The organism is Streptomyces hokutonensis (assembly GCF_000376565.1).
GTDB classification, from domain to species: domain Bacteria; phylum Actinomycetota; class Actinomycetes; order Streptomycetales; family Streptomycetaceae; genus Streptomyces; species Streptomyces hokutonensis.
In genome coordinates this window covers 1-16,933 of record NZ_BARG01000005.1, presented here as the reverse complement: position 1 = coordinate 16,933, position 16,933 = coordinate 1, and the positions used below count along the sequence as shown (strand labels likewise).

18 protein-coding genes, 1 tRNA gene and 1 pseudogene are annotated in these 16,933 nt (G+C 68.5%); 8 read left to right on the top strand and 12 right to left on the bottom strand.

Translation table 11 applies throughout. The features are described from left to right. Nucleotides 1–11: 11 nt before the first annotated feature. Nucleotides 12–299 (bottom strand): annotated as a pseudogene (locus SSP08S_RS01455) (IS701 family transposase); the annotation flags it as partial. 16 nt (nucleotides 300–315) lie between these two features. Here SSP08S_RS01455 and SSP08S_RS54670 point away from each other — a divergent pair. From SSP08S_RS54670 to SSP08S_RS01440, 3 genes are all read left to right on the top strand, one after another. Then, nucleotides 316–714: a hypothetical protein gene (locus SSP08S_RS54670; RefSeq protein WP_019065794.1), complete on the top strand. Its 399-nt coding sequence runs from the start codon at nucleotides 316–318 to the stop codon at nucleotides 712–714. Between the two features lie 130 nt (nucleotides 715–844). After that, complete coding sequence (locus SSP08S_RS01445; protein WP_158697117.1) at nucleotides 845–1,273, top strand: DUF2247 family protein; 429 nt, start codon at nucleotides 845–847, stop codon at nucleotides 1,271–1,273. A 170-nt stretch (nucleotides 1,274–1,443) separates the two neighbouring features. Continuing rightward, nucleotides 1,444–1,926: a hypothetical protein gene (locus tag SSP08S_RS01440; protein WP_245607813.1), complete on the top strand. Its 483-nt coding sequence runs from the start codon at nucleotides 1,444–1,446 to the stop codon at nucleotides 1,924–1,926. Between the two features lie 46 nt (nucleotides 1,927–1,972). On the opposite strand, the gene SSP08S_RS01435 is transcribed toward SSP08S_RS01440, so the two are convergent. Continuing rightward, on the bottom strand, nucleotides 1,973–3,505 hold the full coding sequence (locus tag SSP08S_RS01435; RefSeq protein ID WP_019065791.1) for an HAL/PAL/TAL family ammonia-lyase: 1,533 nt from the start codon (nucleotides 3,503–3,505) through the stop codon (nucleotides 1,973–1,975). A 50-nt stretch (nucleotides 3,506–3,555) separates the two neighbouring features. Further along, nucleotides 3,556–4,125, bottom strand: a complete 570-nt coding sequence (locus SSP08S_RS58055; protein WP_245607815.1) for a DUF397 domain-containing protein — start codon at nucleotides 4,123–4,125, stop codon at nucleotides 3,556–3,558. On the opposite strand from SSP08S_RS58055, the gene SSP08S_RS58940 reads away from it, so the two are divergent. Continuing rightward, the gene (locus SSP08S_RS58940; RefSeq protein WP_245607812.1) at nucleotides 4,083–4,613 is read left to right on the top strand and encodes an ATP-binding protein; all 531 of its coding nucleotides are present in this window, start codon (nucleotides 4,083–4,085) and stop codon (nucleotides 4,611–4,613) included. The two genes, SSP08S_RS58055 and SSP08S_RS58940, sit on opposite strands and share 43 nt — an antisense overlap. On the opposite strand, the gene SSP08S_RS01425 is transcribed toward SSP08S_RS58940, so the two are convergent. The 4 genes from SSP08S_RS01425 to SSP08S_RS01410 form a co-directional block, all read right to left on the bottom strand. Continuing rightward, nucleotides 4,520–5,947 carry a GH1 family beta-glucosidase gene (locus SSP08S_RS01425; RefSeq protein ID WP_026178085.1) on the bottom strand — a complete coding sequence of 476 codons (1,428 nt, stop codon included), beginning with the start codon at nucleotides 5,945–5,947 and terminating at the stop codon, nucleotides 4,520–4,522. The two genes, SSP08S_RS58940 and SSP08S_RS01425, sit on opposite strands and share 94 nt — an antisense overlap. Nucleotides 5,948–6,038: 91 nt before the next feature. Next, the gene (locus tag SSP08S_RS01420; protein ID WP_019065788.1) at nucleotides 6,039–6,944 is read right to left on the bottom strand and encodes a carbohydrate ABC transporter permease; all 906 of its coding nucleotides are present in this window, start codon (nucleotides 6,942–6,944) and stop codon (nucleotides 6,039–6,041) included. Further along, entirely contained in the window at nucleotides 6,941–7,969 is a 1,029-nt protein-coding gene (locus tag SSP08S_RS01415; RefSeq protein ID WP_019065787.1) for a carbohydrate ABC transporter permease, read from the bottom strand. Before SSP08S_RS01415 ends, SSP08S_RS01420 begins: the two co-directional genes overlap by 4 nt. Beyond that, entirely contained in the window at nucleotides 7,966–9,285 is a 1,320-nt protein-coding gene (locus SSP08S_RS01410) for an ABC transporter substrate-binding protein (RefSeq protein ID WP_019065786.1), read from the bottom strand. The genes SSP08S_RS01415 and SSP08S_RS01410 overlap by 4 nt, the downstream gene beginning before the upstream one ends. Before the next feature lie 330 nt (nucleotides 9,286–9,615). On the opposite strand from SSP08S_RS01410, the gene SSP08S_RS01405 reads away from it, so the two are divergent. Then, a complete protein-coding gene (locus tag SSP08S_RS01405; protein WP_019065785.1) occupies nucleotides 9,616–10,671 on the top strand; it encodes a LacI family DNA-binding transcriptional regulator in 1,056 nt (351 codons plus the stop codon). Between the two features lie 24 nt (nucleotides 10,672–10,695). Then, the gene (locus SSP08S_RS01400) at nucleotides 10,696–11,475 is read left to right on the top strand and encodes a serine/threonine-protein kinase (RefSeq protein WP_019065784.1); all 780 of its coding nucleotides are present in this window, start codon (nucleotides 10,696–10,698) and stop codon (nucleotides 11,473–11,475) included. Between the two features lie 134 nt (nucleotides 11,476–11,609). On the opposite strand, the gene SSP08S_RS01395 is transcribed toward SSP08S_RS01400, so the two are convergent. The 5 genes from SSP08S_RS01395 to SSP08S_RS01375 all read right to left on the bottom strand — a co-directional run bounded on the left by SSP08S_RS01395 (nucleotide 11,610) and on the right by SSP08S_RS01375 (nucleotide 15,311). Then, nucleotides 11,610–12,230, bottom strand: coding sequence for a restriction endonuclease (locus tag SSP08S_RS01395; RefSeq protein ID WP_019065783.1), 621 nt, complete (start codon nucleotides 12,228–12,230; stop codon nucleotides 11,610–11,612). Between the two features lie 167 nt (nucleotides 12,231–12,397). Then, nucleotides 12,398–12,470: transfer RNA gene (locus SSP08S_RS01390), tRNA-His, on the bottom strand. 82 nt (nucleotides 12,471–12,552) lie between these two features. Then, a complete protein-coding gene (orn, locus tag SSP08S_RS01385; RefSeq protein ID WP_043259216.1) occupies nucleotides 12,553–13,155 on the bottom strand; it encodes an oligoribonuclease in 603 nt (200 codons plus the stop codon). 189 nt (nucleotides 13,156–13,344) lie between these two features. Continuing rightward, nucleotides 13,345–14,613, bottom strand: a complete 1,269-nt coding sequence (locus SSP08S_RS01380; RefSeq protein ID WP_019065781.1) for a GlxA family transcriptional regulator — start codon at nucleotides 14,611–14,613, stop codon at nucleotides 13,345–13,347. Between the two features lie 377 nt (nucleotides 14,614–14,990). Then, a complete protein-coding gene (locus SSP08S_RS01375) occupies nucleotides 14,991–15,311 on the bottom strand; it encodes a hypothetical protein (protein ID WP_019065780.1) in 321 nt (106 codons plus the stop codon). A 313-nt stretch (nucleotides 15,312–15,624) separates the two neighbouring features. Here SSP08S_RS01375 and SSP08S_RS01370 point away from each other — a divergent pair, with 313 nt between their 5' ends. Then, nucleotides 15,625–16,152, top strand: a complete 528-nt coding sequence (locus SSP08S_RS01370) for a universal stress protein (protein ID WP_019065779.1) — start codon at nucleotides 15,625–15,627, stop codon at nucleotides 16,150–16,152. Between the two features lie 120 nt (nucleotides 16,153–16,272). Continuing rightward, a complete protein-coding gene (locus tag SSP08S_RS01365) occupies nucleotides 16,273–16,845 on the top strand; it encodes a GPR1/FUN34/YaaH family transporter (RefSeq protein ID WP_019065778.1) in 573 nt (190 codons plus the stop codon). Nucleotides 16,846–16,933 lie beyond the last annotated feature (88 nt).

The window sequence follows — 16,933 nt, the reverse complement described above, 5'->3', positions numbered from 1 at the left end:
GTAAATCACGATCATGCTTGGGTCGCCGCTTGGCGTTTGTAGTGGCTCAGCTGGGAACGGACTTGATGACGAGGTCTCCAGTGGGACCAGCGAAGCCAGTGGCTGGCCTCGTGGACGGGGCGGGCGATGAGGGCCATGAAGAGCCGCTGGATTTCGTTGCAGGTCATCGGAATCAGGTCGTCGGAACCGGGACGGAAACGATGCTCGTCGGGGCGGACGACGGCCAGGAAGGCATGGGCGAGCGTGGCGAGGGTGACCCAGCGGGACCAGGACGTGCAGCGGCGGAGCTGATGCTCGTCCGTCCTGATCGACGTCATGGAAGCCGGACACGACGTCATCACCGGCAGCGCCCACCAGCACTCTCCGGGATGCTCTTCCCTGGTGATGGACGGGGCGTGGCTGTGGCGCCAGGACTTCCCGCACTACGTGGAAATGCACTACGTTTCGCTGCCCGGGGCGTTCATCGAACACGTCCGCAGCCTGAACTATCAGATGCCCGCCGTCGCCGTCGCGCAGTTCGCTCCGCACTACAACGAGACGATGCCCCTGGTTGGCTGGGCCTCGGCTGTCCCTTGGCGATCGACTGCGACCACGCTCGCACCTGAACCACGAGCAGTGACCAGCAAAGCCCAGTTCGAGGCGGCGATGCTGGCCCAGGGCCGAGACCGACCGCACGGCGGTTGGGGCAGGCCACACAAACCGCGGAGAACATAGGCTCCACCTGCCAAGAGCGATCTACAGCTGGAGTACTAGTTGATCGCGGCGGGAGCGGAGACCTGATCACTCATCAAAGATTTTTAATCGGCGGATCGATGAACGGAATCCCAGACAAACCATGAACGCGATGGCCAAGTTCAATATCCCAGGCGGCTTTGTTGCGGATCGAGTGGATCTGACGACCGGGGAAGTCGCTTACGGGAAGCGTTGGGGGTGGGTGGATGATTCTGCCATCGTGCAGATCTACATGCGCAAAATGCAGGCCGGCCGCCCGCTGCTCAACGTGGAGGAAAGGTGGGCGCTCGCGCTCTCGGAGAAGATCCGGTCCGGGGATCTTCCGGACATTTCGTCTGAGGACCTGGGTGACTCCCGCGAGTTGTCCGCCGGGTGGATCTACCTGTCGCTGGCCTGGCTCTATCAAAGCGGCCTGAGCGAGCAGAAATTGTTCGACGTTATCGAGGAGTTGTATTCGGATTTTGAGTACCCTGAGGAGATGGAGGGCTTCGCGGAATATATTCCTCCCCTCCTGGCGGTAAGGGAGGCATTCCTGGAATGACCGAAAGGCTGGAGGCCTTCCTGAGGCACTCGGAGGATCTGTATCGGCAATGGTGAATGAAGTGGATCTTGCCGGATGAGCCCCACCAGCAAGGTTCCTCAGCGGCGCAGCGCCCCCTCCGCGCCCTCGATCACCCGCAATGCCTTCCCCGTGAAGAGGTCAGACGCTCAATGGAAATCTCTTTCTCGTCAAGTCCCGACTATGTTGACCAAGGGCGAGAGCGTGCGCAGGGAGGCGATCTGGCTGCTGTATCCAGAGCTGATCTGGAGTGGTACTACTTCCTCGGGCGTCTTTCGATCTCTCGCTCCGGTGTTGAGATCGGCCCCCCGTGGGGTTGGGCACCGCTGTTCTATGCAATCCACTGCGTGCGGCAGGTGATGGTTTTCGCGCAAGGGGGGAACGCGCTAGGGAAGATCGACTTCACCGAGAATGATGAATTCATAAGCTTCCACCTGGAGCAGGGCGGCCTCCGTATGGTGCCCACCTACCTGGAGTCCGAACTGTATTGTTCCGTCGATGAATTCGTGACGGCTGGCGTGAAGTTCATCCGCGAGGAGCTGGAGCGGGTGGTGACGGAATATCCCTCACTTGCAAATAACCGGCATGTGTGCGCGCTGTCGTTGGAGGCAGGTCTGGAGTTTCCGGAGGCGTAGGGAATTATTCTTACGAAACGCGAGTCCAGAGCACATGCGGGGTGCTTCAGTGACGCAGCGCCCCCACCACGCCCTCGACCACCCGCAACGCCTCCCCGCTCCGCACCAGTTCGGCGATGTGCTCGATGTCTGCGTGGAAGACCCGGTCCTCGTCGACAGTCGGGACGGTCTCGCGGATCCTCGCCCGCAGTGCCCTCGCCGCCGGTGAGGGTGTGAGCGGTGCGAGGAGGTCGAGGGCCTGGGTCGCGCACATCAGCTCGATTGCGATGACGTAGGCGAGTTTGTGGGCCGCGCGGTAGGCCTTCAGGGCGGCCAAGTAGGCGTTGCTGACGGCGTCTTCCTGGTTGGCGGAGGTGGTGATGCTGTCGGCGGATGCCGGGACTGCCATGCCCCGTAGCTCCATCGTCAGGGCGGCGGCCGTGTACTGGGCGATCATGTAGCCGCTGTTGAGGCCGGGCTTGGGGGCCAGGAAGGCGGGGAGTCCGCTGAAGTTGCTGTTGACCATGCGGTCGGTGCGGCGTTCGGAGACCTTGGCGAGGACGGTCATCGCGTTGACCATGGTGTCGGCCTGGATGCCGACGTAGGTGCTGTCGCAGTTGGCGCCGCTCAAGGCCACCCCGTCCTCGCCCTCGGGGTGGATGACAGGGTTGTCGCCCACGGAGTGCAACTCCTCGACGATGACCTCCCGGGCCTGTGCGAGCGCTCGCTTCGCTCCGCCGTGGATCTGGGGGACGGCGCGCAGGGAGAGGCTGTCCTGGAGGCGGTGGTCGAGGAACTCGGTGCTTATCGCGCTGGATGCGGTGAGTCGTCGTAGGTTCTCCGCGACCGCGGCCTGCTCGGGGTGGCGCTTGCGCTCCTGCAACCGGGCGTCGTAGGCGCGGACCGTGCCCTTGAGGGCCTGTACCGACAGGCTCGCGGCGATGTCGGCGGTGGTTGCCGCGAGGCCGGCGTCGTGGGCGGCGAGGACGGCTATCGCGGTGACGGAGTGCGTGCCGTTGGTGAGGGACAGGCCCTCCTTGCAGGCGAGCCGGGTCGGTTGTTCTCCGATGCGGGCCAACGCCTCGGCACCGGGAAGGAGTTGGCCGTCGTACGTCGCCCTGCCCTCGCCCAGGAGTACGAGGGCCATGTGGGCCTCGGGGGCCAGATAGCCTACGGAGCCCTCGCCGGGGACGTGCGGGGTGACGCCGGCGTTGAGCATGCGGCGGATCAGTTCAAGGGTCTCGAAGCGGATGCCGGAGTAGCCCTCGCCGAGGCCGACCAGTTCCATGAGGGCGATGGCTCGGACTATCTCGGTGGGCAGGGGTTCCCCTACGGACACGGCGTGCGAGCGGACGATGTTGCGCTGGAGCTGCTCCGCGTCCGCCGGGTCGATGACCTCCGTGACGTTGTCGCCGAAGCCGGTGGTGACGCCGTAGACGAGGCGGTTCTCGGCGAGGAAGCGTTCGACAAGCGCGCGGGACTTGCGCACGCGGTCGACGTAGGTCGCGTCGAACGCGACCCGCGCGCCGTGACGGGCGACCGCGACGAACTGCTCGACGGTGATCGGCTCCTTGCCCAAGGTGACAGCGGTCACGGACATCTCCCCGCGCTTGGCATGCATCCATTCACTTGCCTAGCGAATGAATCACTTTATTTGGAGCTTGGCAAGGGAGGGAGGGACTTCACCGCGTGGAGGAGGGCGGCGAGGGTGTGGGGTGCGAGCGTGGCGATGCGGTGGGGGTGGTCGCTCTCGCGGAGGTGGATGTGGGGGCCAGGTGTCGCTGCCGCCAGCTCCACGCACTCGCCCTCGCCGCCGGTGCTGCACGACGACTTCTGCCAGACGAGGTGGAGCATGGCGGGTCCTCTCAAAGGGCGTACATGACGTGTGTGTGCGGAGTAGGCGCCGGCTTCGAACGGGTAGACCTGGACGATCACGTTGGGGAGTCTGGATACCTCCATCGGCCTCACCAGTTGCCTGCGCATGACCGCCGGGCCGATGGTGTCGTTGAACTCCTCCCACCACCCTTTGCCGCTCTCCCGGGCCATCGCCATGATCCCGTCGAACAGCGGGCCGGGCGGGCAGCCGTACTCGCGCAGCAGCTTGTAGAGGCGGTTGCGTGACACGTCGATGCGGCCCGCCTCGATGTCGCTGATCCGGGTGCGGTCGGCGTCGAGCAGTGCGCCGGCCCGGTCGCCGGACAGCCCGGCGCGGTGGCGCAGCTTGCGGAGTTCCAGGCCGGGTCGCCGCCGACGTCTCCCTCGTCTTCCCGACCCACCCCGCCTGGGTCCGCACCGCCCGCGAGACGGTTCGCACGCTCCTCGCCACATCTCGCCGTCCCGAACTCATCGACACGGCCCTGCTGTTGACCTCGGAAGCCGTCACCAACGCCATCAACGCCTGCAAGCTGGAGGGCAACCTAACCCCCGTAACCCTCTACACAGGTTGGTCCAACCCACACAGCTTCCGCGTCCTGGTCCACGACGAGGCCCCGGGCCTCCCCACCTGCCGTACCCCCACCCCTCACCGACGAGGACGGTCGGGGCATACAGCCCCGCCGGGGCGCGGCACGTCCCCTAGGCGTGCCGCGCCCCGTCCCCCGGTGTCCCCCGTCGGTCAGGCCTCACCCACCGTCGGCAGTACGCCCGTCCGAGCCGCCTCCCCGTACCACCGCGCGCTCGACTTCGGGGTGCGGGCCAGCGTCGCGTAGTCGACGTACACCGCGCCGAAGCGCTTCTCGTAGCCGTACGCCCACTCGAAGTTGTCCATCAGGGACCAGAGGTAGTAGCCCCGCACGTCCGCGCCGTCCGCGATGGCCTGCCGTACGGCCGACAGGTGGCCGTGGAGGTATGCGATCCGCTCGGGGTCGTGGACCCGGCCCTCCGGGTCCGGCTTGTCGTCGTAGGCCGCGCCGTTCTCCGTGACGTACAGCGGCAGGCCCGGGGCCTCCCTCGTGTAGCGCGTGATCAGGTCGTAGAGGCCCGTCGGGTCGATCGTCCAGCCCATCTCCGTGCGCTCGCCGGGGGTTTGGAGGAACGCCACGTCGTCCGCGCCCGGCCAGGGGGAGTACGCGCTCGCGCCGTGGCCGTCCGCCCGCGGGGCCGGCCCGCTGGACTCCGCCGCCTCCACCAGCGTCGGCGTGTAGTAGTTCAACCCCAGTGCGTCCAGCGGCTGGTGAATCAGTGTCAGGTCGTTGTCGAGAACGTACGACCAGTCCGTGATCGATCGCGTCGCGTCGAACAACGACTGCGGATACGAGCCGTGCAGCATCGGGCCGTGGAACACCCCGTTGGCCAGGTCGTCGATCTTCCGGGCCGCCGCCAGGTCCGCCGGTGACTGCGAAGCGGGCCTGACCACCGACGAGTTGAGGCTCACCGCGATCGCGTTGCGGGCCGGGATCGCGGACCGGAGGGCCGAAGTGGCCAGCCCGTGCGCCAAGTTCAAGTGGTGGGCCGCCTTCAGTGAAGCCGCCGCGTCCGTGCGGCCCGGCGCGTGCACCCCGGAGCCGTAGCCCAGAAAAGCGCTGCACCACGGCTCGTTGAGCGTGATCCACTGCTCCACCCGGTCGCCCAGCGCCTCGCCCACGATCTGCGCGTACTCGGCGAAGCGGTACGCCGTGTCGCGCTCCGGCCAGCCGCCCGCGTCCTCCAACTCCTGCGGCAGGTCCCAGTGGTAGAGGGTGAGGGCCGGCTTGATGCCGACCGCCAGCAGCTCGTCGACCAGACGGCGGTAGAAGTCCAGGCCCACCTGGACCGCCGGTCCCCGGCCGGTCGGCTGCACCCGCGACCAGGAGACCGAGAAGCGGTACGCCGTCAGGCCCAGGTCCGCCATCAGCGCCACGTCGTCGCGGTAGCGGTGGTAGTGGTCGACAGCGATGTCACCGTGCTCACCACCGGCCGTACGGCCCGGCGTATGACTGAAGGTGTCCCAGATCGAGGGCGTACGGCCGTCCTCCCGCACCGCCCCCTCGATCTGGTACGCGGAGGTCGCGGCGCCCCAGAGGAAGGCGGGAGGAAAGGTCACGGGGGTCACGGGCTCAGGCATGGAAGCGCTCCCATAAGGGGTCGTGGAGACCATTGAGTAGGCGGAGGGGGAGGGAGGGGCCGAGCCGGCTGTGCCCGGCCCCGGGCGGGCGTCAGCCCTTGACCGCGCCCTGCATGATTCCCCCCACGATCTGCTTGCCGAAGAGCAGGAAGGCGATCAGCAGTGGCAGCGTGCCGAGCAGGGCGCCCGCCATGATCACCGACTGGTCGGGGATGTAGCCGGTGCCGAGGGAGTTCAGGGCGACCTGGACGGTGGGGTTCTGCTGGTTGAGGGCGATGATCGGCCAGAGGAAGTCGTTCCAGGCCATCACGAAGGTCAGGAGGCCGAGCACCGCCATCGCGGGGCGGGCCGCCGGGAAGACCACGTGCCAGACCACCCGCAGACTGCTCGCGCCGTCCACTCTCGCCGCCTCGATCAGCTCCGTCGGCAGCGCCTGCACCAGGTACTGGCGCATGAAGAACGTACCGAAGGCACTGACCAGGGTCGGCAGGATCACCGTCTGGAGGTGGTTCGACCAGTGCAGGTCCGCCATCCACAAGTACAGCGGTACGACGGCCAGTTGGGGCGGGATCATCATCGTGCCGATGGTCAGCAGAAGCAGGGTGCTGGAGAACTTGAACTTCAGCTTGGCGAAGGCGAAGCCCGCCAAGGTGGAGAACAGCACCGTGCCGATGGTGATCGTGCCCGCGACGACCGTGGAGTTGAACATCGCGGTGCCCATGCCGGCCTGGTCCCAGGCCGTCTGGAGGTTCTTGAACAGGTTGCCGCCGAACCACAGCGGCGGCGGAGTCTCCGCGAGCCGCGTGTTGGTGCGCGAGGCCGCGATCGCCGTCCACACCAGCGGGGCCAGCGAGACCAGCGCGAAGACCACCAGGACGACGTAGGTCAGCGGGCCCGCGTGCATCTGCTTGCCCGCGCCCATCACCCGGCGGCGCGGGGCGCGTGCCGCCGGTACGGGCACCCGGTCCTGAGGGAGTGTCAATTCGCTTGTGGTCATTGGGACTTCCTCAGCCGTCGGGTGAACAGCAGGTTGATCGCGGCGACGATCAGCAGGATCAGGAACATCGACCAGGCGATCGCGGACGCCTTGCCGAGGTTGCCGATGATCCAGCCCTGGTCGTACATGTACAGACCGAGCGTCTGGTACTGGTGCTCGGAGCCGCCCTTCGAACCGCTCACCCCGCCGAACAGCAGGGGCTCGCCGAAGAGTTGGGTCGCGCCGATGGTGGAGACGACCACCGTGAAGAGGATGGTGGGGCGGAGCTGGGGGATGGTCACGTGGCGGAACTGCTGCCAGCGGTTGGCGCCGTCGATCGCCGCCGACTCGTAGAGGTCGGCGGGGATTGCCTGCATGGCCGCCAGATAGATCAGCGCGTTGTAGCCCGTCCACCGCCAGATCACGATCGACGACACCGCGAACTGCGAACCCCACGTGGATTCACGCCAGTTGACCGGATCGACCCCGACGAAGTGCAGCAGCCAGTTGACCATCCCGCCGTCCCACGAGTACAGCAGCGTGAAGACGAGGGTCGCCGCCGCCACCGAGGTGGCGTACGGAGTGAGCATCACGACCCGCCACACGGTCGAGCCGCGCAGCCGGTAGTTGAGCAGATGCGCGATCCCGATCGCCATCAACAGCTGCGGCACGGTGGAGATCAGACCGATGGTGAACGTGTTCTTCAGGGCGTTCCAGAAGAAGTCCGAGGACAGCAGGTTCCGGTAATTGTCCAGCCCCGCCCACGACTTGTGGTCCAGCGACGACAACTGCACGTTGTGCAGCGAGTACCAGGCCGTGTAGAGCAGCGGGATGAGGCCGAAGGCCCCGAAGATGATGAAGAAGGGGGAGATGAACGCGTACGGCGACGCCTTCATGTCCCAGCGGTACAGCCGGCTCCGCCACGAACTCGGGCCGGGCGGCGGCGTACCGCGACCGCCGGCCCCGCGGGCCGCGCCCGGCTGGTGGCCGGGCGCGGCGCCGGAGCCCGGCGCGGGGTGTGCGAGGGCCTGCTTGGAGCTGCTCACTGCCCGAGCACGTCCTTGATCTCCTTGGTGGCGGCGCTCCATCCCTGGGCCGGGGTCTTGCCCTTCTGCTCCACCTGGAGGATGCCGATGTCAGTGATCGCGGTACCGATCGGCTGGTCCTTGATGCCGAAGGTCTGCACCGGGATCGTCTTCGCCGAGTCGGAGAAGATCTGCGTGATCGGCGCGTTCGAGAAGTAGGCCGTCGTGGCCGCGGCCGGCTTCAGGTTCGGGTACGCCGCCGGGGTGGACGGGAAGCTCGCCTGCTTGGCGAAGACCTTCTCCTGCTGCTCGGGCGCGGTCAGCCACTTCGCCAGCGCGACCGCGTCGGCCTGGTGCTTGGACGCCGTGGGAACACCGAGGAACGAACCGCCCCAGTTGGCCGCGGTCGGCGCCGCCGCCACGTCCCACTTGCCGCTGCCGGCGGTGCCGGACTTCTCCTGGATGTAGCCCATCATCCAGGCGGGGCAGGCCACCGTCGCGAAGCTCGCGTTGGCGAAGCCCTGGTCCCAGGTCGGGTCGAACTGCTTCAGCTTCGCCGACATGTTGCTGGTCGCGACCGCCATCGCCGCGTTCCAGGCCGCCTTCACACCGGTCGACTTGTCCCAGATGACGTTGCCGTCCTTGTCGTAGTACCGCTGGCTCTCGCCGCCGATGGCCGCGTTGTAGACGGACGACGCGGAGTCCACGAACTTGGTGCCCTTGGGCGCCTTCTTCATGTAGTCCTTGCCGACGTTGACGTACTTCGACCAGTCGCCCTTCCACAGATTGGCGAGCTGGGTGCGGTCGGTGGGCAGACCGGCCTTCTGGAAGAGGTCCTTGCGGTAGCAGATCGCCATCGGGCCGGTGTCGGTGCCGAGACCTATCTGCTTGCCGTCCTTGGTGGTGGCCTGGGCGTTCTTCCAGGGCAGCCACTGCGACTTGTCGACGTCCTTGCCGAGGTCGACGAACTTGTCGGCCTGCGTCTGCACGGCCTCGGTGATGTTGCCGACCTCGATGGCCTGGATGTCGTCGGTGCCCGCGCCGGCCTGGAGCCGGGTGAGGACCTTCGGCCAGTACACGTCGGTACGGGTGGTGACGTCCTCCTTGATGGTGATGTTCGGGTGGAGCTTCATGTACTCGTCGTACAGACCGGCCTGCTTGTAGCCGAAGACGCCGAAGGTACCGACGGTCAGCGTGGTCTTGCCCTTGCCGCTGTCGCTCGCGTTCGACGAAGTGCCGTCCGAGTCACTGGAGCAACCGGCCAGCACCCCCGTGGTCAGGGCGGCGACGGCCGCGAGGGCCATCAGCCGATGGGACCGTCGGGTACTCGTGCGCATTGCGTCCTCCTGTTGCCTGACGTGCCGACCCCCCGGCCAACTGCATTGTTGGGCCCGTTAGTTCACGCTGCGGCTCGGGCGGGGAACGTGCGGGATGTGTATGTGTCAGGTACCGTGGGAGCGCTCCCACCGGTGATGTGTTGAAGAGTCGTCGGTTCGCGCGGGGGTGTCAAGGGACCGGACGCGGAGAGATGCGTTCAGTTATTCGTCTGTTAGCTAACTGTGCGGGAGGCGGGGATTCGGCCGGAGGCGGGACCCCGCACGCCCCTCTTCCCTGATCAGGACTGTTACATTCCAGGCCAACGGGTGGGTCGACAGGAGGCGGAGCCAATGGCAAGCCACGGAGCGCGGGGCCGGAGCGGCGGCCGGCCGACCTTGGAGGAGGTCGCGGCGCGCGCCGGAGTGGGCCGCGGCACGGTCTCCCGGGTGATCAACGGTTCGCCGCGGGTCAGCGACGCGACCCGCGCGGCCGTCGAGGCGGCGGTCGCCGAACTCGGCTACGTCCCCAACACGGCCGCCCGCGCCCTCGCCGCGAACCGCACCGACGCCATCGCCCTCGTCGTCCCCGAGCCGGAGACCCGCTTCTTCGCGGAACCGTACTTCTCGGACATGCTCAAGGGCGTGGGCGCCGAACTCTCCGAGACCGAGATGCAGTTGCTGCTCATCTTCGCGGGCAGCGACCGCGAACGGCAGCGCCTGGCCCAGTACTTGGCCGCACACCGCGTGGACGGCGTCCTTCTCGTCTCCGTCCACGCGGACGACCCGCTGCCGGACTTGCTGGCGCAACTGGAAATCCCGGCGGTGATCAGCGGCCCGAGGTCGGCGGCGGAGACCTTGACGTCCGTCGACTCGGACAACTACGGCGGCGCCCGCTCCGCCGTGGAGCACTTGCTGTCCCGGGGCCGCACCCGCATCGCCCACATCACCGGCCGCCTCGACGTCTACGGCGCCCAGCGCCGCGTCGACGGCTACCGCGAGGCGCTGCTCGACGCGGGCCACGAGGTGGACGAACACCTCATCCAGCCGGGCGACTTCACGGAGGAGGGCGGCCGCCGGGCGATGAAGGAACTGCTCGCCCGCCGCCCCGACGTCGACGCGGTCTTCGCCGGCTCGGACGTCATGGCGGCCGGCGCCCGCCAGGTCCTCCGCGAGGAGGGCCGCGTCATCCCCGACGACGTCGCCCTCGTCGGCTACGACGACTCCGCCATCGCCCGCCACATGGACCCGCCCCTCACCAGCGTCCGCCAGCCCATCGAGGAGATGGGCCGCGCGATGATAGACCTCCTCCTGGCCGAGATCGCGGACCGCCGCCCGGCCACGTCCCGGGGGCTGGAGCGCCGACAGGCGGTACTGGCAACGGAGTTGGTGACGCGCGCGTCTTCATGAGGGAGCGGTCGCTCGGCCAAGCTGATGTCCGTGACTCCCCATCCCCTCCTGGCCGTCGCCGAAGTCCCCGCCGTCGAGCCCTACCTCCGCACGGTGGGCGAGGTGTTCCGCTCCTTCCGCGAACAGGACTCCGGCTGCGTCTCGTACGGCGTCCACCTCCCGGACGGCGAGCGGTGGTTCGTGAAGGAGGCGACAACCGCCGCCGCCCAGGCCTCACTTGACCGTGCCTGGGTCTTCCACCGGGCCGTGCGGCACCCGGTGATCGTCCCGCAGCTGCACCGGATCGCTGTGGCGGGCGGCCGTACGGCGACGGTCATGCCCTGGCGCCACGGGGAGTCCCTGTACGGTCCTGCCCGCGCCCGCTTCCGCGCCCTGCCCCTCGCGTCCGTCCTCCAGGCGATCGACCGCGTCCTGGACGCGCATCTCGCGGTGGAGGCGGCGGGCATGGTGGCGGTCGATCTCTACGACGGCGCGTTCCTCTACGACTTCTACGGCGACGCGCTCCACCTCATCGACCTCGACGAGTACCGCCCCGGCCCTTTCGCCCTCGACGAGGACCGCCTCCCGGGTTCGGCCCGCTTCATGGCCCCGGAGGAGTGGCACCGGGGCGCCCGCATCGACATCCGTACGACGGTCTACGCCCTCGGCCGCAGTGCCCATGTCCTCCTCGACGGGGGTGAGCGGTGCGCCTGGCGCGGTACGGCGGGTCAACTCGCCGTAGTGGAAAGGGCGACCCGTGACGATCCGGCCGAACGGTTCGCGGGCGTACGGGAGTTCACGGACGCGTGGCGCGCTGCCGTCTGAGAACCCCGTTGCACCGGGCGGCGAATGGAGGGGCGGGGGAGGACAGGACCGTGGCCATTTCCCCCGCGTGTGCCGGGCCCAGGGGGACGAGATCCAGCCGGGCGGTGGTGATGGGTTCGGCGTCTGTCGTGGGCTCACAGCATCCAGGGGGCGGGGCCGGTGCGGCTGGCCCAGGCCGCGAGGGCGTGTTGGTCGAAGAGGCGGATGCCCATGGACTGGGCGTAGTTCGTGGCGGGCTTGGTGAAGCGTGAGGTGGTGACGACGGCGGCGACCTGGGCGCCGTGGACGTTGTAGCAGGTGCCCCCGAACCGCTGGAGGTCACCGGAGCCGACGGTGGTCGTCGGGCCGTAGCGCTTGCACTGGATGACGATGCGCCGTCCGTCGGGCGCGTTCGCGACGACGTCGGCTCCGAGGTCGCCGGCGCCTCCGGTCCGGCGGGCGTCGCTGCAGCCGTCCCGGTGGCAGAGGTAGGCGATGGCGTCCTCGAACTGGCGCGGGTCCATGACGTGGTACCGGGCGATCTCGGTGGACTGCGCGGCGCGGACGCGGGCTTGCTCGGCCTCGCGGGCCTGGCGCGCGCTGCGCCGGCGGACAGTCAGGACCCCGCCGCCGACGAGTGCCAGGGCGGCGACGGGTTGCACGGCGGGTGTCGTCGCGACCCAGCCGAGCAGGGCGAACAGCAGGCCGACGCCCGCGATCCCGACGAAGACGACGACGAGGAAGGTGTCCCCGGGCTTGGCCTTGGCGCGCGGCATGGATGTCCTTCTCTGCGGGGGGACGCTCTGTGCGTACGGGCATGATGGACGCTGCGCGCGCGTCGCGAACTCGGTGTGACTGTCTTGTGACAACCGGTGGTGTTGGCAGGGTGCGGAAACGGATCAAGGGCCGACCCGTTGCTACGGGTCAGCCCTTGATCTTTGAGGGTGAGTGACGGGACTTGAACCCGCGACTTCCTGGACCACAACCAGGTGCTCTACCAGCTGAGCTACACCCACCATGCCCGGTCGTTCACTCTGCGAGTTTCCGACCGGCCGAGAAAAAGTGTACAGGGTCCGAAGGGGTGCTCGCGCACGGCTTTTACGGGGTGGGCTGGACGTGCTTCGCGGCGATCGTGCGGGCGGTGTCGGAGTCGGGGCCGGGCTGCGGGACGAAGATCGCCTCGCGGTAGTAGCGCAGCTCCGCGATGGACTCGCGGATGTCGGCGAGGGCGCGGTGGTTGCCCTTCTTCTCGGGGCTGTTGAAGTACGCCCGCGGGTACCAGCGGCGGGCCAGCTCCTTCACCGAGGACACGTCCACGATGCGGTAGTGCAGGTACTCCTCCAGGGTCGGCATGTCACGGAGGAGGAAACCGCGGTCGGTGCCGACCGAGTTGCCGCACAGCGGGGCCTTGCCCGGCTCCTTGACGTGCTCCCGGATGTAGGCCAGGACCTGCTCCTCGGCGTCGGCCAGCGTCGTACCGCCGGCCAGCTCGTCGAGCAGGCCGGACGCGGTGTGCATCTGGCGTACTACGTCCGGCATCGTCTCCAGCGCCCGGTCCGGCGGGCGGACGACGATGTCCACCCCCTCGCCGAGCACGTTCAGCTCGGAGTCGGTGACGAGGGCGGCCACCTCGATGAGAGCGTCGTCTGACAGCGAGAGGCCGGTCATCTCGCAGTCGATCCACACCATGCGATCGTTCATGTGTCTAACCCTAAGGTGCGCGCCGCTCGGCTGAGCCAACCGTGCGGTGACCTTGTGGTGCGAGGGGCGGTGACCTCGGTGGTGCGAGGGCGCGCGGAGAACCCGGGCGCGCGAAACCTCCCGGGCACGCGAGAACCCCCGGAGATCCCCTGACGGAGACCCCCGAGGGTTCGCTGCCGCTACGTCGCGTTACGTCCCGCTGCGCTGCCCGGGCAGGCTCGCCGCCGCGCGACTCGTGGCGTACGCCTCACGGCCGTTGTCCGCCGCCGAAGCGGAGGAGGCCGCGGACGCTGCCGACAGCGCGCTCGCCGCCGTACGACGGGTCTGCATCGGGACCGGGCCCTCCGGGTGGAGCGAGGGCGGCAGGCCCGCCGGGCCCAGGGACGACGGTCCGCCGGGCTGGCCCGGGGCGCCGTCGCCGTCCACCTGCTTGTCGCCCTGGGGCCTGCGGGCGCGGTACGCGGCCCGGTAGGCGGCGGGCGACGAGCCCAGCTGGCGGCGGAAATGACCGCGCAGCGCCACCGGCGAACGGAAGCCGCAGCGACCCGCGACCTCGTCCACCGAGTAGTCCGACGTCTCCAGCAGGCGCTGCGCCTGGAGCACCCGCTGCGTGATCAGCCACTGCAGGGGAGCGCTCCCCGTGAGCGAGCGGAAGCGGCGGTCGAACGTACGCCTGCTCATGTACGCGCGTGCCGCCAGCGTCTCCACGTCGAACTGTTCGTGGAGGTGCTCCAGCGCCCAGGCGACGACCTCCGCGAGCGGGTCGGCGCCGATCTCCTCTGGTAAAGACCGATCGAGGTAGCGCTCCTGACCGCCGCTTCGGCGCGGGGGGACCACCAGGCGCCGGGCGAGCGCGCCGGCCGCCTCGTTGCCGTGGTCCGTCCGCACGATGTGGAGACAGAGATCGATTCCGGCCGCCGTGCCGGCGGACGTCAGTACGTCTCCGTCGTCGACGAAGAGCTCCCTCGGATCCACGTGCACCGACGGATAGCGCTTGGCCAGCGTCGGCGCGTACATCCAGTGGGTGGTCGCGGGACGGCCGTCCAGCAGACCCGCCGCGGCCAGCACGAACGCGCCGGTGCACAGGCCTACTATGCGGGCCCCTTCTTCGTGCGCCCGGCGCAGTGCGTCGAGCGCCTCCTCCGGCGGCGGCGCGGTGATCGACCGCCAGGCGGGCACGACGACGGTGCCCGCTCGCGAGATCGCCTCCAGGCCGTGCGGCGTGGTGAGTTCCAGCCCGCCGGTGGTACGCAGCGGACCTTCCTCGCCGCCGCACACAAGAAGGCGGTAGCGCGGAACTCCGGCGTCCTGCCGGTCGATGCCGAACACCGACAGCGGTATGGAACTCTCGAAGATGGGGCCGCCGCTGAACAGCAGCACCGCGACGATCTCCTTGCGGCGTCGCCCGGAAAGCTTCCGGGCCGCGGCTTCCGGCGCGGCAGTGGAGTCGTGGCTCATACTGCTAAGCCCCCCTCGGTGGTCGCGGCTCCTCGGTTGTGTCGCTCCTGCACGTTTCCCCTCGGTCCTGCACGAGTCCCCCGCCGTAAGACGTCAAGATCGAATCTACTGTGTCCAGTGGTGCCGGGGTGACCAGTTCGGCAACCGGCACATTGTCGACATGGCAACTTGGCGTGAAGCATTCGATCACGAAGCGTTGCACTCGTGGGCCGTGCAGGGAAGTGCGCCTCCCCGTAGTGGCCAATCCCCGTAGGGTGCGCAGGGCCTCCCAGACCCTTTCGGTGCAGGTGGAACGGGGGTTGGGGGGTGGTTCGGACAACAGATGCACGGTGGCCGGAAGTTGGCTGAAAAGCGTCGGGCGCGTGCGCGGAAACCGGTCAGTCGACCGGTGTACTTCCTCCGGCGTGCCGACCGCCCCGGTGCGCCCCCGCCGCCGCCCGGTGACGGTGGCCGCGGTGCGGCGGCTCCTCCTCGTCCAGCAGCCGGGCCGTGCCCCGCTCGGAGCGGCGCAGCAGCACCCGGCAGGCGGCGGTGACGGCCGCGAGACCGAGGGCCGTACCGGCGGCGCCGGCGAGCGAGGTGCCGTACCAGAGGAGGACCAGGGGGACGAGGACACAGCTGAAGACCGCCCAGCGGACCACATCGGTGGCGGTGTCCGGGCCGGGGTGTGCCTCGGAGGTCGTACGGTGTCCGGACATGGCGTGCTCCCTGGGGCGGCGGTTCGCCCGGTTCAACGCTTGTTCGATGCGTCGGTCACTGTAGGGCAGCCCATGGGTGGTCGCGGGGATAAGTGAATCCTGTGCAAACCGCCTGTACGGGGCAGCAACCATTGCGTTACGGGCGCCCCCTCGTGCATGCTCCGGGGAACTCCGCCGGAGCGTGTGCGGGATATGGGCTAAGGAGGACTGGCGCCGTACCCTTGGGGGTATGGGGTTGGGAAGATGATTCCCGGACACAGCTCCGCCGCACACTGTTGTCCCCTCCCAAGAGGATCAAAAAGCCGAGACACCCATGGCCGGTCACGAATCTTTCGAACCCGCGGACCGCAAGCGGCCCGTCGCCGATCCCACGGCGGCCGAGCCCCTGGCGGCGGAACAGCCACGTCATTCCTGCGATCCCGCCTTCAAGCACGGCGTCGTCGTCGGTTTCGACGGCTCCACGTCCAGTGAGCGTGCCCTCGCGTACGCCATCGGCATGGCCCATCGTTCGGGCTCGGGCCTGGTCATCGTGCATGTCGCCAACCGGCTGCCCACCACGGTGTGGGCGGGCTGCGAGCCACCGGTCTTCGTCGACGTGCCGGATCACCGCACCGAGGTGCTCGGACTCGAGCTGGCGTGCGCCGAGTACCTCGCCGAAGTGCCCTGGATCCTCGTCGAGCGCGGTGGCGACATCTGCCACGAACTCGAAGAGGTGGGGCGGGAGTACGAGGCGGACGCGATCGTCGTGGGCTCGACCCACGGCATCGTCGGACGCATCTTCGGCTCCGTCGCGGGGCGGCTCGCGAAGCGGGCGCAGCGGCCGGTCGTCGTCATCCCGTAACTCGTAGGTCCAACTCGCCGGTCGGCTCCGAAGTCACTGCTGTGCAGAGGTGTTTGTGTCCTTGTGAAGGGCATATATCGGTCACACCGCACAACCGCACATGCATGAAGGGAGCCCGCCGTGGACAATGACGTCTCCGCGGGAAGCACGGGGAGCACCACCTCGATCGTCGGCCGACTCGCCCTGGGAATCACCCTGTTGGCCTTCGGGCTCGGGTACACGGATGTCATCAACGGAGTGTCGGCGGCTGACGCCGTGTCACTCGCTCACTACGTAGGCGGAGTTGCGCTCTTCGTCGCCGGGCTGTTCGCGTTCCGCGACGGCGACTCGGCCACGGGGACCGCGTTCGCGGCCTTCGGCGCACTCTGGTTCACCTGGGCCGTCAGCGCGGGCAACTCCGTGTCGGACAACGCGGCGGGGCTGTTCCTGGTCCTGTTCGCCCTGGTCGCGCTCTCGGTGACCCTCGCGGGTGGGGATCAACTCACCCAGGGGACATACGGGTTGTTCTTCGTCTCCCTTGTGCTGCTCGCCATCGCGCAGTTCGCCGGCAACGACGGGCTGGGCAAGGTCGGTGGGTGGTTCGGTGTCGCTGCGGGGGCTGTCGCCTGGTATTCGGCGACGGCGGCGTTGGCTCACTGGCCGACGGTTCTTCCGCGGCGGGCGGCTGGTCGGGGCGTGACGGCTACCAGTTGACCGGCGGCAGAAAGGCCCCCCACGTGTGTGAGGCAACACGTGGGGGGCCTTTCCGTTCGTCGGCCTCTGCGGGCCGGTGGGGGCTGGT